The organism is Natronosalvus amylolyticus (genome assembly GCF_024298845.1).
Taxonomy (GTDB): Archaea; Halobacteriota; Halobacteria; order Halobacteriales; family Natrialbaceae; genus Natronosalvus; species Natronosalvus amylolyticus.
On the sequence record NZ_CP101156.1, the window covers coordinates 1,492,386 to 1,514,012 of the forward strand.

A 21,627-nucleotide genomic window follows, 5' to 3' on the forward strand; every position below is an offset into this window, starting at 1 on the left:
CAAACAGGTAGTGCCTAAAACGGTTGTCGAAATACGTTCGCCACACTCGAGGGAGCGATCCGGAGAGATTTTTCACAGGCTATCGGTCCCGTTGCTGTCGGTTTCAACGTGTTCGGGCCAGGATTTTCGGCCGGTCCCGCCGACTTTCAGCTGACGGCTATGGCGAATCCGTTCGCATGCCCGATGCCCTACTCTTCGAACACGGGCGAGGAGTCCTCGAGGTCGGCCAGGTCGTCTGCAATCGCTCGAGCCTCTTCGGGAAACAGCGCGACCTGTACCTCGTTGCCTTCGTCGTCTTCGAAGACGAGCTTGACGCGTTTGTCGCCGAACTCGCGGGCCTCTGCCTCCTCGACAGCGAACAGTTTTGCCGTCGCCGATTTATTCGTCGGGCCGACGTTTTTCAGGCTGCCGTCTTTCAGTTCGATCATGAAATTCTCGAGATTCAGCGTGATCATGTGACCGGCAGCTACGAACGGCGCGTACAAAAGTGGGTGTGGCCCGTTTCCGTAACAAAACGCTATAGTAGCCCTATCTCGACCCCTCGAGAGGGCGTAATTCACCTCGATCCTGGACAGATTCGTCTCAATCCCGGGGCAGATTTACCTCGAGTGGTTCTGAAGGCTGGGAAGCGACGGCCACTTTTATATTTCTGTCAGCGGAAGGGACAACCGTATGGAGCTTACCTGGCATGGCCACTCGACGTGGCACGTTACCGTTGGCGACACCGACCTGTTGATCGACCCCTTCTTCGACAATCCGAAGACTGACCTCGAGCCGGATGACGTCGACGCACCTGACTACGTTCTGCTCACGCACGGACACGCCGACCACATCGCCCACGCCGAGGCGTTCCCCGATGCGACCCTCGTCGCGACACCCGAACTGGTGTCGTACTGCCAGGACAACTTCGGTCACGGGAACGCCGTCGGCGGCATGGGCATGAACCTCGGCGGCACCGTCGAGTGTGGGGACGCGTACGTGACGATGCACCGCGCTGACCACACGAACGGCATCATGACCGAGTACGACGTCGAGGCCGGCATGCCAGCCGGGTTCATCATCTCCGATACGAAACCGACCCAGGTCTCAGACGAGGAGTCGACGACGTTCTATCACACCGGCGACACCGGCCTCATGACCGAGATGCGAGACGTTATCGGTCCGCACCTCGAGCCGGATGCCGTAGCCGTCCCCATCGGCGACCACTTCACTATGGGCCCCTGGCAGGCCGCCATCGCCGTCGACTGGCTGGACGTCGATTACGCCTTCCCACAACATTACGATACGTTCCCACCGATCGAGCAGGACCCGGCGGACTTCGAACGCGAGGTGACGGCCACCGGCAGCGACGCCGAGGTCGTCGTCCTCGAGGGCGACGAAACGTTCTCGCTCTGACGAAGGTCGCGCTCAGCACGAATCCATTTGGCCGACTCCGTTGCGTTTACGGCGGTGGCTGTCGAGAGGTAAAATGCAATGACAAAAGAAGTCACCACCGTCTCCGAAGCGGGATTCAGCGCGACGAATACGATCCGACAGTTCGAAACGACCATCGACGCCACCGGCGAGGACGCGCCGGACACGCTCGAGACGCTGTTGGCGACCTACGGAGCCTGTTACGTCCCGGCGCTTCGCGTCGGCGGCCAACAACGCGGGGTCGACGACCTCGGGAAGATCGCTATCGACGTCACCGGCGACCTCAACGACGACGACAAACTCGAGGCAGTCAGTTTTGATATTCGCGTCGAAGCAGACGTCGACGACGAAACCGGCGACAAGATCGTCGACCGCGCGTTCGAACTGTGTAAGGTCCACGACGCCCTGAAGGACTCGCTGCACGCCGAGACGAGCTTCGAAGGCGACGCGTTCTAGATCGACTCGATCACGTATTCCTCAGTTCGTGTACGGTAGCAGGCTCTGGGGAAGGCACTCCACCGAGAGGAGAGGGAGCTAATACGAGCAACCAGCTATCCCTTCAGAAAACCCATCTATACATACCCAAGTGATTGACATATAATAGAGAGTGTCAGATTTATACGATGGTCTCGGTTTTCCGCTCCCTCGAGCAAGGAACAATAGAAGCCTATAGCGGCTTTTCAAACCCATTTGAGTTTTCCTCACGACCACCCATGACACGAATTAGCAAATACTTCGGGATAATAAGACAATTCAAATATAATGTCAATCGAGATATGTTTATGCTGTTGGGTGTCCAATACAACATGATCAATCATGTCGACAAGAGACATCGCCATTGAGACAGCACCATCGTCGTTCAAAGACCGATCTACAATCGGGAAGACTCGAATCGTCGCGTTCACCCTTGCCCTGGTCACGGCGGCAATCATGACCGTTGCATTCCTGCCAGAGTTACTCGCGACGCTCGTGACCGGATGGACCGGGACTGGTGGAGCAGAACTCGGCATCCATCGCCTTCACGTCATGGGAATCGCGGCTGTAGTTGCCGTGTTCCTCCTTGGATTATTTGCACAGGCGTACAAACCGAGAACCCGCATCGCTTCCATGTGGGGTGCGTTCGTCACGATTCTCGTTATCACCGTCGGCACCGTCTGGTACGGGGTCGGCCGACCCGAGGAGGTACTCCCGTTCATGGCAATCACGAGCATCGTGCTGGTTGCCCATCCAGCGGGTCGTACCCTGCTCCGACGCGGCAGTTCCTACAGCCCCGTCATGCTGGCACTGGTCGCCATCGCGGCGGTTCCGCTTCTGGCGTTCGCGTTCAACCAGTGGAGTCTCTCCACGAGCGCAACTGACCCACACGCACTCGACGGGCACTACGTGATGATGGCCGGACTCGCCATCGCACCGCTCGCGTACGGATTCGTCGCCGCACTCGGGTTCACCGGCTGGCGGCTGGCCGCCTGGCTCGCCGCGCTGCCGATGACCTACTACGGCCTCATGTCCATCGCGTTCACCGACCAGTCCGGGTCGACCGGCGTCCTCTGGGGCGCGCTCGCGATTATCTGGGCCATCGCGTTCGTCGCAACCGCAGAGTACTCCAGACTCGAGCCCGCGACGCTGATTCGACGGAACGTCACGCCAGCACCCTAACCAGTCAGGCTACTACTGACATCGTTCCCACGATGAACGTCGAGGGAGACCACCTCGAACGTCACTCGAGGGAAACGCTGATACGCTGGACCACGAATAGTCGACCATGGCCAATTCGTGGAGTGATCGCGTCGTCGGCGAGCGAATGACCGTCGACCGGGAGTTCTCCTCTCGCGTCGAGAGTTCACGCTTTACCAGCCAGGAGTGGAGCCTCATCATGACCGCGACGGAGTTCGAAATCGAGAACCCCGATGACCCGGAGACGGCGCGCGTCGTCGCCAACACCGACAAGGTCGAACAGATTCTCCCGGAACTCGAGAACATTCGAAACCAGGCCGGTGCGATGGGTGCTGATCCGGGTGCTGGCTCCTCGAGTTCTGGCGGTTTTCTCTCGTCGATCAAGGGTGCCCTCGGTATGGGCGGTGAGGCCTCCTACGACGAAGAACGTGAGGCTGCCGAGACCCTCACACAGGAGTACGCCCAGCAGTTGCAGGCGAAAATCGAAGCGAACGGCCGCTGGGAGGAAGTCTGCTCGCTGGCGGCCGAGTAGTCACCCAACGAACCCGTGTCCGCCATCTCGACCGAATAGTGGCTTCCTCGAGATGAGTACGGCAGCTTCCTCATACCGTGCCCGAGGGTACCCCGTCAACCGCTATCGGCACAGTTCTCACACAGCAAGTCTGGACAGGGGCTCGATCAGTCCCCAGCGTGAAACAGGGTACGTTCACTTGCCTCGTAAATGCTGATCAGTTCGCTGACCAACTCGTCGTAGGATTCGTCCTCCACACGGAGATTGTCGAGGCGGTCGATCGTTTCTTCCTCGAGTTCGACACTGGGCATGTGCGAACCCTTGACACCCAGGCGTATAAAGACGACAGTCACACCAAATGACTGTCAGGATTGGAGGGAGAAAGTCACAGGGTCTTTAGGGATGCCCACCAACTACAGAGCCATGTCAGACGAAATCGAAACGACGACGTTCACCATCGAAACCGAAGACGGCGAGACCGACGACGTGACTATTCCCTCCGGATTGGTCGATTTGCTCGCCGAGGAGGGACAGGACCGTGCCGAAACGGTCGCTGACATCACGCTGCTGTCGTTCGCCAGTCGCGCTCACCACATCGTCCACCACGGCGAGGGCCCCGACGCCGAACTCGAGGCCCAGGAAGCACGCATCATGGATCTGTTCGAAGAGCGATTCGGCGTCACGTTTGCCGAAGCGACCGGGCACCACCACTAATCGCTCATAGCGATCCATAGAACGCTCAGCACCGTCTGTTACTCCCAACTACGGACGAAAGCCGAGTCAATTACTATCTTCAATCGCGGGCCAACCACCTCGTACGACCGTGGCCAGCAACCTCGTACGACTGTGGCCAACCACCACCTTCGATCAGGACCGAACTGTTTCCCGGCAAGTGATCGCTCGAGGTAACCACATCCGAACCGTGATTTTGGTACGAAATACATAGTAAACGGTACAAGATCAGTATCGTCTTAGTATAGTAATTAGATCATGCTCACTCGAGCCCGCACGCAAATCTCGTAAACGGAAGTTTTAATCACGGTTTACGAGATTGGTCCGATATGGCTACTTCGAACCAGCCGGTCGACCTGGTCGATGGCGACGTGGTACAGTCGTTCGCTCGAGCAGCCCTTCTCGCGGCGTTGATCAGCGCAACCGCGTACGTCTCGATTCCGCTCCCGGTATCGCCAGTTCCATTGACACTCCAGGTACTGTTCGTTTGTCTCGCCGGCCTCGCTCTTGGGCCAGTCTGGGGGCCCGTTGCGATGGTCCTCTATCTCGCTGCAGGAGCAATCGGTATCCCCGTCTTCGCCGGCGGCAACGGCGGAATCGGCCACCTGTTCGGACATACGGGCGGGTACCTCTGGTCGTACCCGGTTGCAGCGTTCGTCATCGGGGCGATGGTACATCGTGGGCGAACCCTCAGGGAACTCACAGCCGTCTCGATACCCGTCCTCGCGGTGAGCCTGGTTTCGGGCCTGACGCTCATCTACGGCATCGGCGTTCCGTGGCTCGCCTCGGTGCTCGAAATTAGTCTTGCAGAGGCATTCGTGCTGGGTGCGGCCTACTACATCCCACTCGATCTGGTGAAACTCGCCGCAGCCGCCGCTATCGTCAAAAGCGGCCGCATCGAGACGGTCTGACCCGATGATCGAGTTTCGGTCCGTCTGTCACACCATCGCCGACGTCGAGGTACTCAGCGACGTCTCCCTCGAGATTGGCGACGGCGAGTTCGTTCTGGTGGCTGGGGCCAACGGAAGTGGAAAGACGACCCTGTTGCGTCACTGCAACGGCCTGCTCACACCCACTTCTGGAACCGTACTCGTCGACGGCACACCGGTCGAAGACGACCTCGTGGCGGCACGGACAGCCGTCGGTATGGTCTTTCAGCAACCTCGAGACCAGTTCGTCGCCGCAACCATCGGCGAAGACGTGGCCTTCGGCCCCGAAAACCTCGGCCTCGAACGTGCAGAAATCGACGACCGAGTGCAGCGAGCGCTCGAAGCCGTCCGCCTCGAGGGACGCGAAACCGAGCGTATACAAACGCTTTCCGGCGGCGAACAGTCGAGAGTCGCCATCGCCGGCGCGCTCGCGATGGAGCCGACCCATCTGGTGCTCGACGAGCCGTTCACCGGCCTCGACGAACCCGCCAGACAGTCCGTGCTCGAGCACCTCCGCACGCTTTCTGCGGCGGGGACAGGGATCATCGTGGCCACGCACGACCTGCGTGACCTCCACGCGATTGTTGACCGAATCATCGCCATGCGCGATGGCGAAATCGTCCTCGACGACGAGCCGAAACGGGCACTCGCCGAACTCGAGGCCCTGAACGTCCGCGTTCCCGAAGCGGGAGCGGAGACTCGAGCCTGAGTGTCGCCATCCAATAGATCAATGCTCACCTACGAACCCGACGACACGCTCGCTCATCGTCTCGACCCGCGATCGAAGCTCGCGGTCCAGGTCGGGTTCGCTGCGAGCGCACTCGCGCATACGACGCCCTCCGCCCTCGCCGTACTGACTGGGCTCGCACTCGGGTTGCTCTGGAGTGCACGAGTCCCCCTCCGCCAGGCCCTGTACGCCTACCGTTTTGCCCTGCCCCTGCTGGCCCTGGCACCACTCGTCAGTGCGTTCACACTCGGGGCACCCTGGTTCGATCCCCAGGCGGCACTCGTTCCCGCACTGGCAAGCTACCGCGTGCTGTTGATCATCCTCGTCAGCGCTGCCTACATCCGCTCGACGCCCGTCCGGGACTCTCGAGCGGCCATTCAACGAACGGTCCCCGGCAAACCCGGCCAGTTGCTCGGCATGGGCGTTGCACTCGTCTTTCGGTTCCTCCCACTGCTCAGACAGGACCTCGAGACGATTCGTGACGCCTCGGCCGCCAGACTCGGTACCGAGCGAAGCCTCCTCGAACGTGTCGTCCACATCGGAACCGTCTCGCTCGAGCGGGCGTTCACCCGCGCTGACCGGCTCTCGCTCGCGCTGCAGGCACGGTGTTTCGCCTGGAACCCGACGCTGCCGCCGCTGGTGCTGACCCGTGGAGACGCTCCCGCATTCGCGCTGGCAGGTGTGCTCGTCGTGACAGTGCTGTTGTAAGCGTCGCTGAGACGGCGTTCGGGACGGCTTACGACTCGACGGGTTCGATAACCGCTCTGTCGTCTCCCACGAGCGCGGACTCGAGTGCGTCGCGGACCGCCTCGTAGCCGATATCTTGATTTGCCAGCGCCAAACTCCCGACAGACCGCCTATCGAACGGGACATCCAGTGCGCCGTACACCGCCTCGAGCACGGCAGCCAGTTCGTGGGCCCCAGTGACGATGGCAATTCCCGAAACGACGGCGGCCTCGCGCTGGACCCGCTGGGCGATACCGACCACTTTCCGCGGCGCATTCGCCTTCCCGGCAGTGAGCGAAAGCGAGTGCGCGCCCGGACAGAAGGAGTCGGCGGGTTCTCCACGGCTCACCTCGAGACCCAGGCCGTCGAGCGCGTTTTCGACGTCGCTCGTGAGTCGCTCGTACCGGTCGTCAGTCCCTCGTCGGAAATCCGCGACCGGTTCAGCGCGGGCGAACGCCAGCGTGGTCGTTCCGTCGTAGACGACTGCTCGGCCGCCGACCCGTCTTTGGACCGGTGGGAAACCGTGTTCCGCAGCGGCCGATCGAGCCATCTCGTAGCCCTCGAGGCGGCTATCGCGACGACCGAACGCGACCTGCCGATGGGGTGTCCAGACGCGAACCGCGCGCTCGCCTTCGGCCGCAACCTCGAGCAAGCGACCGCTGGCTGCCCGGTCGTCTTCGATGGTCGAGGCGCGACCCCGAAGCACTCGAACGGATTGCGTCATGGCGACGGCTTCGAGCCGAGGTATCTAAAGCCCCGCGACCCCACCTCGAAATATGGACTCGTCGGTGATAGTCGACTCGTCGTTTCTGTCCCACACCGTCAGATTCTCGCTGTACAACTCGCCGTACACCGCCCACGACCGAGGCTCTGCCATCGACCTCTATCCTGGAACGCTTGCGGACGGACGAACCACCGTCGCACCGTCACCAGTCTCGGGGACCGTCCTCGAAACCCGGAGCGTCCGTGCGCCCGCAAAGCCGTACGCGCCAGAACACGACCACCTGATTTTACTCTCGTGTGACGGTCCGCCGTCCGTCGCCGGTCTCGTCGCCCGAATACTGCACGTCGATCCCGACGTCGAACCCGGCGAGTACGTGGACGCCGGCGACTCGCTTGGCACGCTCGTCCGCGCCGGATTTTTCGCCCCCTGGGTCGACAACCACCTGCACGTCGGTTTTCGGAAGCCAGACCAGAACCATCACCGAGCCAGCGGCTCGCTCGAGCTGTCACTCGACATCGACGTCACTCCCCTCGAGTGGGACGGCACCGGCACCGTCGTCGAGACGGGAGAGACCTACGCCGTCCTCGACCAACCCGTACACCCCACCCCAGGTTCGGGCTTCGTTGGCGTTGGCGCCACCAGACACAGAGGAAGGGGGACGGCCAAAAGGGGGACAGCGACGGACAGAAGACAAGAGACAGCAACGGCGACAACAGGCGTGCTCGATGGCGGGCTTCCCCATTACCAGGGCGGTGGCTTTCTCGAGCCTGATAGGTCGAGTGACGAACGCCACTCTCCGTCTGAGCGGACGGACGGCACCGTCAACCTCCTCGGCACTGACCTCGGATCCGTAACCGGACGAACGATTACCTGGGACGACGTGACCGTCACCGTAGATGGAACGCCGATTACTGGCCTCTCCTGTTTTTGCGCTCGAGACGGTGGGTTCGGAGCGAAACTCATCTGTCCCGACCACCACCTCGAGCGAGGGGCGATGGTGCACGTTGACATCGACACCCACGCGCACCAGAAAAGAATCTGACGAGCGGGCACCAACGGAAAGGGTTAGGTTGCTCAAGGCCACTACTCATTCCCAATGACTGCACTGAACGCTGACTTGCTGATCGAGTTCGCCGTCCTTCTCGCCTACGCTCTGGCTGCCGGGATACTGACGGCACTTGGTGCTGCAGCCGAGTACTTCAGTCTCCAGTACCTGGGTTCCGGCGAACTCGTCGTGGCCCTCTGGCTCGCGGCTATGGGTGCCATCATGCTGTACGCCGGCGTCGTCGGCATCGGCTACCGCAAACTGTTCGCACAGATCGTCGGTTAAGGCTTCGGACAATCACTCGAGGTCGCTGGAAACGAAGGAGGAACGATCAGTTACTCGAGACCCACAGATTATAGTCGGCGACAATCCGGGCAGACCAGTTGGCCGTTGGCATCCTGTAGCGAATCGGTGAGCGAGCCACAGGCCTCACAGACGCCCTGCGTGCTGAACTCGTCGTTGCCGTTGCCGTTAGTGAGCAACGTCTGTCCGACCTCACCCTCCGGCTCGGCCGCCGGTCCGCTCGAGACCGGTTCCCCCGTCGCGTTTGCCGCCCCCTGGAACGAACCCGTCACGGCGATCACGTCGCGCTGGGTCAACACGCCCAGTACGTCGTCTTCGTCCTCTACGACGAGATTACGGATGTTTTCTCGAGCCATCATATCGGCCGCGTCGGTTACTGAACGGTCCGCTTCGATCGACAGCACCGGCGAGGACATGACGTCGCCGACGGTCGTCGTAGCCGGGTCGGCTTCCTCCTCTACGAGGCCGAGAACGTCCCATTCAGTCATGATACCGACTGCCTCTGAGCCGCGAACAACCAAGACACAGCCGGCGCGTTCGTGACGCATCAGCCGAACGGCACCAAGCACGCTGTCAGATTCACTCACCCCGACGTATTCAGTGGTGAGGGTTTCTCTGACCGAGAGATTAGATTCCATATCCTAATAGACTGCACTGACGACCTAAAAACTACCTCCAGCACGTTTATACACTCACACACCGAATTGTCGGGTCTTGCTGTTCGTCTCGAGTGCGGTTGGTGTGGACCTTCGAGGGACCCGTTACCGCTCGAGTTCGACCTGCGTGCCGCGTGCTCGACATCGTTCGAGGGCGTGTTTTGCCGCATACCCTGCGTCGTGTGCGCTCTCACCCCGCCCGACACCCACCTGGAGAGCTACTTCAACGTCCGACTCGACGTGTTCGATAGCATCGACGTAGTCCGCACGCTCGAGGTCCGGGCAGACGACGATAATGTTGTCACCGCCGACGAAGAACGAGAGGCTGTCGTGGGCGTGGCGCATGTAGCGCATGAGCGAGGCGTAGCCCTGTTCGATTTCGATGAAACTGTCGAACGCGTTGAGTTCGTCGGTGTACTCGCCGGTCGCGTCGATCACGTCGAAGTGAGCGATCTGGAGGTCCTCGGGCGTTCGATACGCAGTATCGATGGTCCGGCCATCAAGGATTTCGCGCCGGTTTTCGTCCTGGGCGCTACCGGCATCCTGAATCAACGAGGTGGCGTCAGAGAGCGCCTGTGCCGGCGTCGTCCCCGTTGCGACGCCGAGACTGAGCGTGACCGGATAGCGGTTCCCCACCGACTCCTGTAACAGCCGGTGGTCCTCCAGGTCGAGGCCGTTCGTCACGGCGATCATATTGTCGAAGCGAGTAAAGAAAACGTAGCCGTTCCGGTTGCCGACGAACTGGGAAATGTCGGCATACAGTCGCGACTGGAGAGTCTGTAGATCCGCCTCGCGTCGCGGCTCCGGGGTTACCGTCCACGGCCCGTAGTTGTCGATCTGAACCAGTGTCACCTGCGTGTTCGTCACGGTATTGCTTCGTTTCGAACGGTATCGTATAAGCGATACGTAATCCAGATCTGAGATGGGGTCAGTATCACCTCGTCGGATCGACAATGCAGCATTGTTGCTCACAGTTGCGAGCGCGAGAAACGAAATCGAAACACGCCAAATTCCACCCCTGGGGCGCTGTTAGGCCGATTTCTGCTTTGGGTTCGAACCGACCGGATGATAGTCCCAGAAGTTGCCTTTCCGCATCGCCGCACCGACAGCCTTGTGCATGTCCACGATGGTTTCGAACTCCTCGGGTTCGACGTACTCGAAGATTTCACGCAAAGCGACGACCGACTGGTGGTTGATTCGAATCGGTTCGTCACCGTGGGCCTCGACAAAGGCATCACGCTCGAGCGGGAAGTCTTCGTCCTCGTCGACTTTCTTGGCGATGACCGCCATATCGAACTTGCGCATTCCCTCGCTGCCTTCGTCCCCGTCCGGATCGTGTGGCCAGTCCATACCGGAAGGTGTGGGTGGGTGGCGCAAAAGCGTTACTGTCCAACCCAAAGATCCACCCGAGACAGCCTCGACACCTCGGGACACCGAACACGGTACTCGAGGGAGTCAGTCCGGTCATCTTGCACCGTTTCCAAGTAATAAATTAGCTGCTGTTTATTAAAAGTCTGCAAGTCGTCAGAACTGGCGCCGACGACCCCTCAGAATTGGCGACCCATAATAAGAACGGAAATAGACACAGTGGCACCAGTTCACGGATTTTTCGGGTGCCGAGGAAACAGACTCTCTCGAGAACCGAACCCGTACACAAAAGAAAGTGATTTGGAAAGCAGATGCATAGGAACGGGCGAATTAGCCAGTATACTCTACAGTATGTGTGTTAGCCGATGGGGGATCGGTTATCAATTTATTGTTGTTAACCTTATCGCAGTATATCTCATAAAATTCTTAGAAGTTTATTAATTACGGTATGCTGAGGTCCCGGCCGATCACCACCTGGCCGACCACGGAAACCGGTACACACGAATACATCGAACTCGAACCCGTCCGTATGAACGCAAACACGATCCAACCGAAGGCAGGTCGCGAACCGCGAGGGGCCAACGATGCCAACTAAGGTGGCCCGTCTGCTCGAGGAAGAGCCACTCGACGGCCTCGGATTCGAACTCGAGCAACGGTGGCTCGGCGAGGGATACGAACGCGAAAGCTTGCGGGCACTCGCCAGGCGATTCAACGTCCGGCTCCTCGAAGAACGCCTCTCACAGGCCGGCCAATCCCCGCTCGACGGCGAAGCCGAAAACACGTACCGACTGCTCACCGACGACGACGTCAGTGCCGGGATGCGTATCCAGGCAGAACGGGAACTCGAACGTGCGGGCATCGACGTCGATAGGTTACGTTCCTCGTTCGTCTCCCATCAGGCGATTCACACCTACCTGACGACCGATCGAGAACTCGAGGGTCCGGGGAACGAGACCTCGCCTGAAGAGCGACTCGAGAAAGATACAGACTCGATTCAACGGCTCTCGAGCCGACTCGCCGCCGTCACCGAAGACACCATCGAGCGACACGCGAGTTCGGGTTCCATCGAACACGAATCCGTCTCCGTCCTCGTCGACGTGAACGTCCTGTGTGAATCCTGTGGAGAGCAGTACGACGTGCGGACGTTCCTCGAGGAAGGCGGTTGTGGCTGCGAAGAATGAGCGGCCACGAGTACGGACGGCGTGGTCAGTCTCGGAGCGAACGGCACAACTGCCCCGATTCGACGTAACCATATAAGTAGGTCCTCCCCCAAAGGCTCCCAATGAGCACTTCGGAAACGACGACACGCCCGACGGTAACCGTCAAAAACATCGGCGGTATCGACAGCTCGACGGTCGAACTCACGGACGGCGTCAACGTTCTCACCGGGAAAAACGCAACCAACAGAACGTCTTTCTTGCGGTCAATTATGGCCGCGCTCGGAAGCAACAAGGCTTCGCTCAAAGGCGATGCCGATGAGGGGTACGTCCGATTGACGATGCAGGGCGAAACCTACGAGCGTCGGTTCGAACGGCGAAACGGGACAGTCGTCACCAGCGGGAGCCCGTACCTCGAAGATCCGACACTCGCCAATCTCTTTGCGTTCTTGCTCGAGTCGAACGCCGCCCGCCAGGCGGTTACCCAGCAACGGAACCTGCGTGACGTCATTATGCGTCCGATCGATGTCGACGAAATCGAAGCGCAAATCCAGACGACCACCGCAGAGAAGCGAAAGCTGGACCAGGAACTCGAACGGTTAGAAGAGACGAAATCGACGCTGCCATCGCTCGAATCTCGAAAACGCTCACTCGAAGACGAGATCGAAGCGACCGAAGACGAATTGGAGACGGCCCGCTCCGAACTCGAGAAAGCCCGTACCGAACGAGAACCCGACGACGAGGCGGTCGACGAGAAACTGGACGAACTTCAGCGCGCGCGCAACGAACTCGAGGAAACCCGATTCCAGCAAGAAACCGAGCGACAGAGCATCGAAACCCTGGAAGACGAACTCGAGGAACTCCGGGAAGACCTCGAGGAGCTACCGAGCAGTCTCGAAACCGATCCGGACGCCCTCGAGACCGAACTCGAAGAGTTGCGTGAACGGCGGTCGTCAATCGATGCCGAGACATCGAAACTCCAGAGCATCATCCAGTTCAACGAGGAGATGCTCGAAGGAACGAACCAGGAGATCACAGCTGCCCTCTCCGACGAGGAAGCGGCTTCAGTCACCGACCAGTTAGTCGAACCCGACGACGAAGTGGTCTGCTGGACCTGTGGCTCGTCCGTCGAACGGGCCCAGATCGAGGCGACAATCGATCGGTTACGTTCTCTCCGTGAAGAGAAAGTTCACGAACGAAACCAACTCCGTCAGCAGATCGACGATCGAAAATCGACGATCGAAAACGCGCGCTCGATCACCGACCGCCGCCAGCGGCTAACCAAGCGCGTCGACCAGACGGAAACGGAGATAGACACGCGCACGGAACGGCTCGAAACGCTCGAATCGCAAGAGGACACCCTCGAGGAACGAGTCGAAACCCTCGAGGAAACCGTCAGCGAACTCGAGACCGAAAGCGAGGACGAAACCCTCGATCAACAAAAAACCGTCACGGAACTCGAGTTTCGACTCGAACGAAAACGCGACGAGTTCGCGGACGTCGAAGCCGATATCGAAGATGCAGAAGACGCGGCCGACCGAATCGAAGCCGTTCGCGACGAACGCGATGCGGTCGCCGAACGCCTCACCGAGTTGCGAACGCGTATCGACCGCATCGAAGAAGAGGCCGTCGAGGCGTTCAACGAGCATATGGCCTCCGTGCTCGAGGTACTGGAATACGAAAATATCGAACGGATCTGGATCGAACAGACCGAACAGAACGTGAAACAGGGACGTCGACGCGTCGAGCAGACGGTGTTCGAGCTCCACATCGTTCGCCAGACCGAAGACGGTCAGACCTACGAGGACACCATCGAACACCTGAGCGAAAGCGAGCGAGAGGTGACCGGACTGGTCTTCGCACTCGCCGGCTACCTCGTCCACGACGTGTACGAAACGGTGCCGTTCATGTTGCTCGACTCGCTCGAGGCGATCGATTCGAACCGTATCGCGCGACTCATCGATTACTTCAGCGATTACGCGGACACGCTCGTCACGGCGTTGCTCCCCGAGGACGCGGCCGCGCTCGACGACGAGTACCGGCGCGTGACGTCGATCTGAGTAGCTTCCCGAACCTGAACAGTTCCGGTCAATATCTGTGGAGGCAAGGAGCCCGTCGAAACCACCCCTGGATTGTACGTATCCGTTATACAATTGTGTGATTTTACTGTAAATACTGTCTATGCGAACAACGCTGCCGTTGCACACAGTCGATAGTTGGGGTTTATGTGTCCGGACGACACGCTCGAGTCAGTGAGGAAACGGGAACGGTCGTGGGTTCTCGAAGTACCTCCCAGGCCTCGAGAGCCTTTTCCTCGCCGAGTGTCGGTTCGGTGAGCGACCGGAACTTCTCGCGAAGTTGCGCCTCGGTGATGGGACGTTCGCTTCCACCGCGAGCCTGTGTGACCGTCCGTGTGTGTTCTGTTCCATCTTCGAGTGCGACCGCCACTCGAGCCCCTCGTGAATCTGGGAGGGCATCGATGAACCGCTGCGTGCTCGTAACCGAAACCCGTTGTGCGAGTTCCCGTGTCCTTCCGGAGATTGCGTGGGGTTCGAACGCGTCTTTACCCGAACCACCGTTGATCAGCCGAGTGGCGACGGCAAACGGGATCGAGAACTTCGCCTCGAGGCGGGTCGTCGGATTCGTCTCAGTCAGCGTTGCCGCGGCAGGATAGGTTTCGACGGTGACCGACGAAACGGTGTCCGGTTGGATAGACTCGCTCTCGAGTAGGTCCTCGAGCGCATCAAGCGTCGGATGCGTGTACCGACAGGCAGCGTGAACTTTGAAGTACCCGTTGGTGATCTCCCAGCGGTCGCCGAGCGTCTCGACGGGCGCCGGATCGACGCCTTCGGCGGTGATTCCCTCGAGATGGCGACTGATGCCGTCCTCGAGGCCGGTGAACCCGGCGGCTGCCTGTTCGACGGCAAAGAGTGCAGCTGGGGCGTTCATCGCGGCGTAGGTGTCCCGGACGGTGGCTCCCTCGAGTGCCGCTTCGAATCTTGTGTGTTGGGCGTGATTGGCCGCCATACGGAGTGCGTTGGTCGTCTGGGATCGGTCGAGATTCGTCGCGTGAGCGACGGCGGCCGCCGCTCCGACGACGCCCCAGACGCCGTGTGGGTGATAGCCGTCAGCCAGCGGCGTACATCCTCGAGCGATCCTCACTGCGGTTTCGTAGCCCGCAACGAACGCAGTGACGAAGGCTTCACCCGACAGGTCGTCGCGTTCGGCCACAGCGAGCACCGCCGGGAGCACGTGAATTGACGGGTGACCGGCGGCCATTTTGTGTCCTTCGTCGAGTTCGAGCACGACGCCAGCGATGCCGTTACAGAGTGCGCCACGATTCACCGGGAGCTGCACGTCGGTTCCAAGAACTGGGACCGGGCCTGCTTCGGTTCGGTGATACCGGTCACTGAGGCTGTGGACTGGTTCGGTCGAGGCGCCCCCAACGATCGCGCCAAACGTGTCTGCAACGACGAGCCCAACTCGGTCACGCACGTCGGCCGGTAACTCGTCGTAGGTGAGCTGCGTCGTAAACGACGCAATATCGTTGGCGAGCGTCATTCGTTCGTCTCGGGTGCTGAATCGGCCAATTCCTCTTCGGTCTCGAGGTCACTGTCGTACGGGCCGTGCTCGTGTAACAACGACAGTAACCGACTCGGCCACGAGACGACTCCCTTCGGACTGTACAGGACGATACCGATCAGGAGGATCCCGTAGACGATGTGATCGAAACCGGGGACGTCGACGCTTTGCCTGGCGAACTCACTGAACGGGATCACGATGAAGGCACCGACGATCGGACCGATAACCGTGCCGACGCCGCCCACGATTGCGGGCAGGAGGACTTCGACGTTGATCAGGATATCGTAGACCGTTTCCGGCCGGATCGTATCGAAGTACATCGCCCAGAACGCGCCCGCCCAGGCGGTGAAGAACGCACTCACGGTGACGCCGAGCAGTTTGTAGCGGAACGTCGGGATACCGACAGCCGCGGCAGCGTTCTCATCCTCCCGAATCGCGAAGAGATACAGGCCAAGCCGTGACTCCTTGATTCCAAAGGAGACGATCGTGACGATTGCCAGGAACGCCAGAATGACGTAATAATACGGTAACGTCTCCTGGAACTGGAACGCAACCAGGCCAAACCCCTCGGCGTACTCACGCGGCAGTGGTTTGAAGAAGCCACTCGCGCCACCGAGCTGTGGGACGGTGTTGAACGTAAACCGAAGTAGTTCGGCGAACGCGAGCGTCGCCAGCGCGAAGTAGTGTCCTCGAAGATCGTATCTGAAACAGAGGAGGCCGATGAGGAGTCCGTACAGTCCGGCAATCGTCGCGCCGATAATCATCCCGATCCACGGGTTGAGACTGTAGGTACTCAACAGCAAGATGGTCCCATAGGCACCGAGCCCGAAGAAAGCAGCATGCCCGAACGAGAACTGGCCCGTGTAGCCCGACATCATGTTCCACGATTGAGCGGTGGTTGCCCAGACGAGCGTTATCACGAGCATGTGGACGCTTACCCAGCTGCCGAGACTGAACCCGAAGGCATACAGGCCGAGCGTAAACGGCAACACAGCGAGCGCCAGGAAGATGATCGTCAAGATGATTGGAACGCCATACCAGGCACTGGTAAACGAACGGTATCGGAGGCGGGCACCATCGAGACGCTGTGAGAAGCCATCGGTTGCCATCAAGAACCACCTCCGAACAGCCCTTCAGGTTTTAACAGCAACACCAGGATGAAAATCAGGAAGATCGCAATCTGATTGCCAGATCCCGGGAGGAAGAACTGACCGAACACGTGAACAAATCCGATTATCATGCCGCCGACGAGGGCACCGGGGAACGAACCCAGTCCCCCGAGGACGACGATAACGAACGCGTTTATCAGATAGGTATCCCCGAGATGCGGATCGATTTGCTGAATAAACGGAATTACAGCTCCCGCCAATCCGGCCAGCGCTGCACCGAGTCCGAACGTCAGGTAGTCGATTCGAGGCACGTTGATTCCGACGTACTGAGCCGCCTCACGGTCGTCAGCCGTTCCACGGATCGCTCTGCCCAGTTGCGTTCGCTGTAAGAACGCCCAGACGATCACTACCGCAACGATTGCGATTAGCAATGCAATGAGCTGGCCACCGGGTAACGCGACCCCGCCAATACCGACCGCTCCGAGGTCCAACACTCGAGATTGCGGATCAGCAGAAAACGTGATTTCGATGGCGCTGACGATGATCAACAACACACCGAACGTAACTATCAGTTGGTTTTCCTGTGGGGCGTCCATAATCGGTGCAATCGTTACCCGGTGGATAGCGATACCGAGCACGAACAAAGCCACGACAGCGACGGGAATCGTCAGGAACGGATTGAGACCGACGGCTGTCGACAACCACCAGACGATGTACATACCGACGACCATGAGCGCGCCATGGGCGAAGTTGATCACGTCCATCACGCCGAAAATCATTGTCAACCCGAGCGCGACCAGCCCGTAAATGCCACCGAGCAAAATCGCGAACGCGAGTAACTGCAGAAACGTCGACGGCCGGATAAAAGACGGCGACAGCTGGAAGGCTGTCACCGAATCCGCCGTGACGAACAGCAGACCGGAGATGCTGACACTCATCTGGGGTTACAGTTGAACCTCGCTCTCGGCAAACTCTTCTGGGAAGATGACACGGTCTTCCAGATCCTGGACCTGGAACAGCGGTGCCAGTGCGTTTTCGTTTTCACCATCGGGACCGAACGTAATCGGCGGCATCGCCGCGATGTGGTCTTCGACAGTTATGTCGGTGAGTGCGTCGTTGATGTCGTCCGGGTCATCGGAGCCGGCTGCTTCGATACCGGCGATAATGACTTCCGCTGCAGCGTAGGTCATCGCAACGTTCGCATCGAACGATTGATCGAATTCGTCTTCGAATCGCTGGCGCACTTCGGCCGCTCGGTCATCGACCGGGTTGAGCGCGAAGTTCGTTGCAAACGCACCTTCTGTCGTCTCGCCCATCTCCTGGAGCGCCGCCCTGTCGTTGAGCGCCTCGTTAGCACAGCCAGCCAGGAACGGTGGCGAGTAGTCCTGGTCGTCCATGGCCCGGACGAGTTCGACCGTTTCAGCTTCGTATGAGATAGCAATGACGACATCCGGATCTGCATCGGCAAGCTGTGTCACCTGTGTGTCGGCGGTTTCGCCGAAGTCGATACCAACTTCCTGCACGATTTCGACGTCGTTTGCAGGCAACTGCTCACGTAGGTGGTCTCGAACCGACTGGCCAAAGTCGATATCGATGTAATAGATACCGGCGGTTTCGACTGAATGCCCCGCATCACGGATCACCTGTGTCATCATCTCCGCGTGGTTGAGGGCCATCTGGTTAGCCGGTGGCTGTGGCCTGTAGATGTAGTCCAGTTCGGTTTCCTGCAAGATGGCGTCGTCGACGGACACCGATACGACGAACGGGATGCCGGCTCGTTCGGCCGCCCGTGTGGCCGTACTCGTCACCGGCGAGGAGAAACACCCGGTCAGTATCTGTGCACCATCGTCGATGAGTTCGTCAGTCACCTCACCGCCCAGTTCCTGTTCACCCTGGTTGTCGCCGCTGATAACCTCGAGTTCGGCACCGCCGAGCGATTCGATGCCGCCGTTTTCGTTTTTGATCATCGCCGCCAGCTTCACGGCGTTGTCCATGCGAGTTCCCGTTCCACCGAGCCCGCCACTGAGTGGATGGTTCGATCCGATCACGACTTCGTCAACGTCTGGATCAGCACCGTTGCCGTTTCCATTACCGTTTCCGTTTCCGTCGTCGTCGCCGTTGCCGTTCCCGTTACCATCGTCGGCATCCGGATCGTCTCCGATACAGCCGGCCAGACCGATTGCACCTGCTGCACCGAGGTACTTGATAAACGAGCGTCTCTCAGACTGCTTGCTATTCGTCCCCATACACACACCGTAGCAAGCAACACACATATAAGTTTGTTATATACACCAGACAACAATCGGAGAAAAGAAGTGCCAGATCGATTCTGTGATTTTTACTCGAGGCCGAGATACAAATTCACGAGTTCGTCCTCATCGAGGAGATCGGCTGCCGGACCGTCGAACTGGAGTTGACCCTGGGCAAGGATGTAGACGTAATCGGCGATACGAAGCGCTTCGCGGACGTTCTGTTCGACCAGAATGACCTGCGCACCCTGATCGACCAGGGACTGTGCCATCCCGAACACGTCGTCGATAAGCGAAGGAGCCAATCCACTCGAGGGTTCGTCGAGCAAGTACAGGTCCGATCCGGTCATCATCGCCCGGCCGAAACTCAACATCATCTGCTGGCCGCCCGAAAGCGAGTGTCCCTTCGAACCGAGTTTCGGCTCGAGGTCGGGGAACGTCTCGAGAACGTGTTCCAGACGTGCCTCGCGAACCGACCGGTCGTCGACCTGGTACCCACCGAGCAGGAGGTTCTCTTTGACCGTGAGCTTCCCGAAGATTCCGCCATCCTGTGGGAGCATCACCATCCCATGCTCGAGGTTCTCGTGTGCGCTCGTATGCGTGATGTCGGTGTCGCCGTAGTGAATCGACCCGGACCAGACCGGGACGGCACCGACGAGCGCTTTGAGCAGGGTCGATTTCCCGCTGCCGTTCGGACCGAAAATACAGGTCACCCCTGGTCGGCTCTCGACGGAAACACCATCGATGACGGTGTGATTACCGTACCCGGTGATGATATCGTCGGCGACGAGCGTTTTGTCCGTCGATTCGCCACCGACGACAGTTGCCGAAGTGGCCGTCGGATCGGTCTGGACTCCACCTGGGCTGCTGGCGACCGTTCCAGCGCCCCCGCCGCCGTTCGTCCCCGCCGCCTGGGCAGGCGCCTCGCTGGCCCCCCCAGTACTGACCGAGGCGTCGAGCGTCTCCGCGAGTCCAGCATCCGGGTCAGTGGCTTCGCCGAGGTAGGCCTCTCGCACCCGTTCGTCACTCGTTACGGTCTCGAAATCACCCTGCATGACGACCCGACCCTGGTTGAACACCGTCACACGGTCGGTCAATCCCGAGATCACGCTCATGTCGTGTTCGATGATGACGAAGGTCCGTCCTCCCTCATTGAGCTCACGAAGGTGCTCGAGAATACGGTTCTGCAACGCCGGGTTGACGCCGGCCGTCGGTTCGTCGAGCATGATACACTTGGGGTCGAGCATCAGGATGCGACCGAGTTCGAGCAGTTTCTGTTGACCACCACTGATATCGCTCGCTTCGTGTTCGGCGATGTGCTCGATCTCGAGTTGTTCGAGAATTTCCGCTGCGCGGCGTCTTTTGTCCTCGCTGACACGAAGGCCGGATCCCAGGCCGGCCGTGTAGACGCTCAACAGGTTCTCTCGGACGGTTAGATCCCGGAACGGAGAGGCTATCTGAAACGTTCGACCCAGTCCACTGCGGGCGATTTTGTCCGGCGATTCGTTCGTAATCGTCCGACCGTCGAAAATGACGTCACCGCCGTCAGCGTCGTAGAATCCCGTTACCGTATTGAAAAACGTCGACTTGCCACTCCCGTTCGGGCCGATGATACCGTGGATCTCGCCCGCTTCGATCTCGAGGGAGATCCCGTCGTTAGCTACCAGGTTGCCGAACTGCTTTCGCAGCTCGACAGTCTCGAGTATGCTTCCGGTCACGAGTGTATATCAGAGGGGGTGTGCATAAGGGTTTCCCACCACACGAGGGTGAACCGCCAGGTAGCGGCACGCAATGGGACTCGAGACGTCGGGGCTGTCGTCACCGGAACACCCGTGAGGATTAGTACATCCCATCCGAACAGCGGAGTATGAACGAGACACCATCCGAACAGTGGTTCGGCGGTCGAACGGCCATCGTCACCGGTGCGGCTGGCGGGATAGGCCGAGCCTGTACACGCACGCTCGCCGAACGAGGTTGTACGGTGTACGCCTGCGACGTCGCCGACCTCGAGTCACTCGACGAGGTGCCCCCTAACGCGGATAGATCCACCGACGTGACAGAACCGACTGACGCCAGTGGAGCCAGCGAGCGCAGTGGGACCGTTCACCCGCTCGAGGCGGACGTAACCGATCAGCAGGCCCTCGAGAGCGTCGTCGACCGCGCTGACAACGGAACCGGTATCCACGTCCTCGTCAACTGTGCGGGAATCATCGACCGCTCACCGATCGACGACCTCGAGCCCGAAACCTGGTCGAATGTGCTCGAGGTGAACCTCACCGGCACCTACAATGCAATTCGAGCAGCGACACCGGCACTCCGCAACGCGGACGAGCTCGGGAGTGCAATCGTCTCCATCTCGTCGATGCTCTCGACGGTCGGGGCACCGGAACGGGTCGCCTACAGCGCGTCGAAAGGCGGACTCGATTCGATGACTCGAGCGCTGGCTGCCGAACTGGGATCGGCCGGAATCCGGGTCAACGCGGTCAACCCGGGCTATATTCGAACGGATATGACACAGATCCACTCTGATTCGGGGGACGAAGACCGGTACCGGCAACAGACGGCAATCGAGCGAGTTGGCCGCCCACGGGACGTCGCCGAACTGGTGAGCTTTCTCGCCAGCGACCGTGCTCGCTATATCTCGGGCCAGACGGTCCACATCGATGGCGGGCAGTCGGCCATCACCGACTCCTCGAAATAATGATTGTCGTCGGACTCACCT

The 21,627-nt window shown here is 59.8% G+C and carries 24 protein-coding genes; 13 read left to right on the forward strand and 11 right to left on the reverse strand.

Annotated features, from left to right (window positions below; translation table 11 throughout):
• Positions 1 to 188: 188 nt before the first annotated feature.
• Complete coding sequence (locus NLK60_RS07025; protein WP_254810172.1) at positions 189 to 455, reverse strand: hypothetical protein; 267 nt, start codon at positions 453 to 455, stop codon at positions 189 to 191.
• A gap of 217 nt (positions 456 to 672) precedes the next feature.
• Here NLK60_RS07025 and NLK60_RS07030 point away from each other — a divergent pair, with 217 nt between their 5' ends.
• The 4 genes from NLK60_RS07030 (at position 673) to NLK60_RS07045 (ending at position 3,619) form a co-directional block, all read left to right on the forward strand.
• Positions 673 to 1,395, forward strand: coding sequence for a metal-dependent hydrolase (locus NLK60_RS07030; protein WP_254810173.1), 723 nt, complete (start codon positions 673 to 675; stop codon positions 1,393 to 1,395).
• 78 nt (positions 1,396 to 1,473) lie between these two features.
• Positions 1,474 to 1,869, forward strand: coding sequence for an OsmC family protein (locus NLK60_RS07035; RefSeq protein ID WP_254810174.1), 396 nt, complete (start codon positions 1,474 to 1,476; stop codon positions 1,867 to 1,869).
• A gap of 360 nt (positions 1,870 to 2,229) precedes the next feature.
• On the forward strand, positions 2,230 to 3,069 hold the full coding sequence (locus NLK60_RS07040; RefSeq protein ID WP_254810175.1) for a hypothetical protein: 840 nt from the start codon (positions 2,230 to 2,232) through the stop codon (positions 3,067 to 3,069).
• Positions 3,070 to 3,175: 106 nt separating this feature from the next.
• Positions 3,176 to 3,619: a DUF5799 family protein gene (locus tag NLK60_RS07045; RefSeq protein WP_254810176.1), complete on the forward strand. Its 444-nt coding sequence runs from the start codon at positions 3,176 to 3,178 to the stop codon at positions 3,617 to 3,619.
• 146 nt (positions 3,620 to 3,765) lie between these two features.
• Here the strand turns inward: NLK60_RS07045 and NLK60_RS07050 are convergent, their stop codons facing one another.
• Positions 3,766 to 3,909, reverse strand: a complete 144-nt coding sequence (locus tag NLK60_RS07050) for a DUF7557 family protein (RefSeq protein ID WP_254810177.1) — start codon at positions 3,907 to 3,909, stop codon at positions 3,766 to 3,768.
• Positions 3,910 to 4,021: 112 nt separating this feature from the next.
• Between NLK60_RS07050 and NLK60_RS07055 the strand changes: the two genes are divergently transcribed.
• The 4 genes from NLK60_RS07055 to NLK60_RS07070 all read left to right on the forward strand — a co-directional run bounded on the left by NLK60_RS07055 (position 4,022) and on the right by NLK60_RS07070 (position 6,694).
• A complete protein-coding gene (locus tag NLK60_RS07055; RefSeq protein ID WP_254810178.1) occupies positions 4,022 to 4,312 on the forward strand; it encodes a DUF7545 family protein in 291 nt (96 codons plus the stop codon).
• A 347-nt stretch (positions 4,313 to 4,659) separates the two neighbouring features.
• Positions 4,660 to 5,241: a biotin transporter BioY gene (locus NLK60_RS07060; RefSeq protein WP_254810179.1), complete on the forward strand. Its 582-nt coding sequence runs from the start codon at positions 4,660 to 4,662 to the stop codon at positions 5,239 to 5,241.
• 4 nt (positions 5,242 to 5,245) lie between these two features.
• Complete coding sequence (locus NLK60_RS07065) at positions 5,246 to 5,968, forward strand: energy-coupling factor ABC transporter ATP-binding protein (RefSeq protein ID WP_254810180.1); 723 nt, start codon at positions 5,246 to 5,248, stop codon at positions 5,966 to 5,968.
• Positions 5,969 to 5,989: 21 nt separating this feature from the next.
• Positions 5,990 to 6,694, forward strand: a complete 705-nt coding sequence (locus NLK60_RS07070) for an energy-coupling factor transporter transmembrane component T family protein (protein WP_254810181.1) — start codon at positions 5,990 to 5,992, stop codon at positions 6,692 to 6,694.
• Between the two features lie 28 nt (positions 6,695 to 6,722).
• On the opposite strand, the gene NLK60_RS07075 is transcribed toward NLK60_RS07070, so the two are convergent.
• Positions 6,723 to 7,436, reverse strand: coding sequence for a lipoate--protein ligase family protein (locus tag NLK60_RS07075; protein WP_254810182.1), 714 nt, complete (start codon positions 7,434 to 7,436; stop codon positions 6,723 to 6,725).
• 52 nt (positions 7,437 to 7,488) lie between these two features.
• Here NLK60_RS07075 and NLK60_RS07080 point away from each other — a divergent pair, with 52 nt between their 5' ends.
• Together NLK60_RS07080 and NLK60_RS07085 are read left to right on the forward strand one after the other, a co-directional pair.
• On the forward strand, positions 7,489 to 8,478 hold the full coding sequence (locus NLK60_RS07080) for a DUF8155 domain-containing protein (RefSeq protein ID WP_254810183.1): 990 nt from the start codon (positions 7,489 to 7,491) through the stop codon (positions 8,476 to 8,478).
• Between the two features lie 54 nt (positions 8,479 to 8,532).
• A complete protein-coding gene (locus NLK60_RS07085; RefSeq protein WP_425499069.1) occupies positions 8,533 to 8,766 on the forward strand; it encodes a DUF8151 family protein in 234 nt (77 codons plus the stop codon).
• A 68-nt stretch (positions 8,767 to 8,834) separates the two neighbouring features.
• Here the strand turns inward: NLK60_RS07085 and NLK60_RS07090 are convergent, their stop codons facing one another.
• The 3 genes from NLK60_RS07090 to NLK60_RS07100 all read right to left on the reverse strand — a co-directional run bounded on the left by NLK60_RS07090 (position 8,835) and on the right by NLK60_RS07100 (position 10,790).
• Positions 8,835 to 9,422: a CBS domain-containing protein gene (locus tag NLK60_RS07090; RefSeq protein ID WP_254810184.1), complete on the reverse strand. Its 588-nt coding sequence runs from the start codon at positions 9,420 to 9,422 to the stop codon at positions 8,835 to 8,837.
• Positions 9,423 to 9,545: 123 nt separating this feature from the next.
• The gene (locus tag NLK60_RS07095; RefSeq protein ID WP_254810185.1) at positions 9,546 to 10,307 is read right to left on the reverse strand and encodes a GTP cyclohydrolase III; all 762 of its coding nucleotides are present in this window, start codon (positions 10,305 to 10,307) and stop codon (positions 9,546 to 9,548) included.
• Between the two features lie 162 nt (positions 10,308 to 10,469).
• The gene (locus NLK60_RS07100) at positions 10,470 to 10,790 is read right to left on the reverse strand and encodes a DUF5785 family protein (protein WP_254810186.1); all 321 of its coding nucleotides are present in this window, start codon (positions 10,788 to 10,790) and stop codon (positions 10,470 to 10,472) included.
• Between the two features lie 602 nt (positions 10,791 to 11,392).
• Between NLK60_RS07100 and rdfA the strand changes: the two genes are divergently transcribed.
• Positions 11,393 to 11,989, forward strand: coding sequence for a rod-determining factor RdfA (gene rdfA / locus NLK60_RS07105; protein ID WP_254810187.1), 597 nt, complete (start codon positions 11,393 to 11,395; stop codon positions 11,987 to 11,989).
• Positions 11,990 to 12,090: 101 nt separating this feature from the next.
• Positions 12,091 to 14,025, forward strand: a complete 1,935-nt coding sequence (locus NLK60_RS07110; protein ID WP_254810188.1) for an archaea-specific SMC-related protein — start codon at positions 12,091 to 12,093, stop codon at positions 14,023 to 14,025.
• Positions 14,026 to 14,188: 163 nt separating this feature from the next.
• Here NLK60_RS07110 and NLK60_RS07115 read toward each other — a convergent pair whose 3' ends face one another.
• From NLK60_RS07115 to NLK60_RS07135, 5 genes are all read right to left on the reverse strand, one after another.
• Positions 14,189 to 15,526 carry an MmgE/PrpD family protein gene (locus NLK60_RS07115; protein WP_254810189.1) on the reverse strand — a complete coding sequence of 446 codons (1,338 nt, stop codon included), beginning with the start codon at positions 15,524 to 15,526 and terminating at the stop codon, positions 14,189 to 14,191.
• Positions 15,523 to 16,656, reverse strand: a complete 1,134-nt coding sequence (locus NLK60_RS07120; RefSeq protein WP_254810190.1) for a branched-chain amino acid ABC transporter permease — start codon at positions 16,654 to 16,656, stop codon at positions 15,523 to 15,525. Before NLK60_RS07120 ends, NLK60_RS07115 begins: the two co-directional genes overlap by 4 nt.
• Positions 16,656 to 17,594 carry a branched-chain amino acid ABC transporter permease gene (locus NLK60_RS07125; protein ID WP_254810191.1) on the reverse strand — a complete coding sequence of 313 codons (939 nt, stop codon included), beginning with the start codon at positions 17,592 to 17,594 and terminating at the stop codon, positions 16,656 to 16,658. The genes NLK60_RS07120 and NLK60_RS07125 overlap by 1 nt, the downstream gene beginning before the upstream one ends.
• A gap of 6 nt (positions 17,595 to 17,600) precedes the next feature.
• On the reverse strand, positions 17,601 to 18,902 hold the full coding sequence (locus NLK60_RS07130) for an ABC transporter substrate-binding protein (protein WP_254810192.1): 1,302 nt from the start codon (positions 18,900 to 18,902) through the stop codon (positions 17,601 to 17,603).
• Positions 18,903 to 18,994: 92 nt separating this feature from the next.
• A complete protein-coding gene (locus NLK60_RS07135) occupies positions 18,995 to 20,623 on the reverse strand; it encodes an ATP-binding cassette domain-containing protein (protein ID WP_254810193.1) in 1,629 nt (542 codons plus the stop codon).
• A gap of 149 nt (positions 20,624 to 20,772) precedes the next feature.
• Between NLK60_RS07135 and NLK60_RS07140 the strand changes: the two genes are divergently transcribed.
• The gene (locus tag NLK60_RS07140) at positions 20,773 to 21,606 is read left to right on the forward strand and encodes an SDR family NAD(P)-dependent oxidoreductase (RefSeq protein ID WP_254810194.1); all 834 of its coding nucleotides are present in this window, start codon (positions 20,773 to 20,775) and stop codon (positions 21,604 to 21,606) included.
• Positions 21,607 to 21,627: the final 21 nt, after the last annotated feature.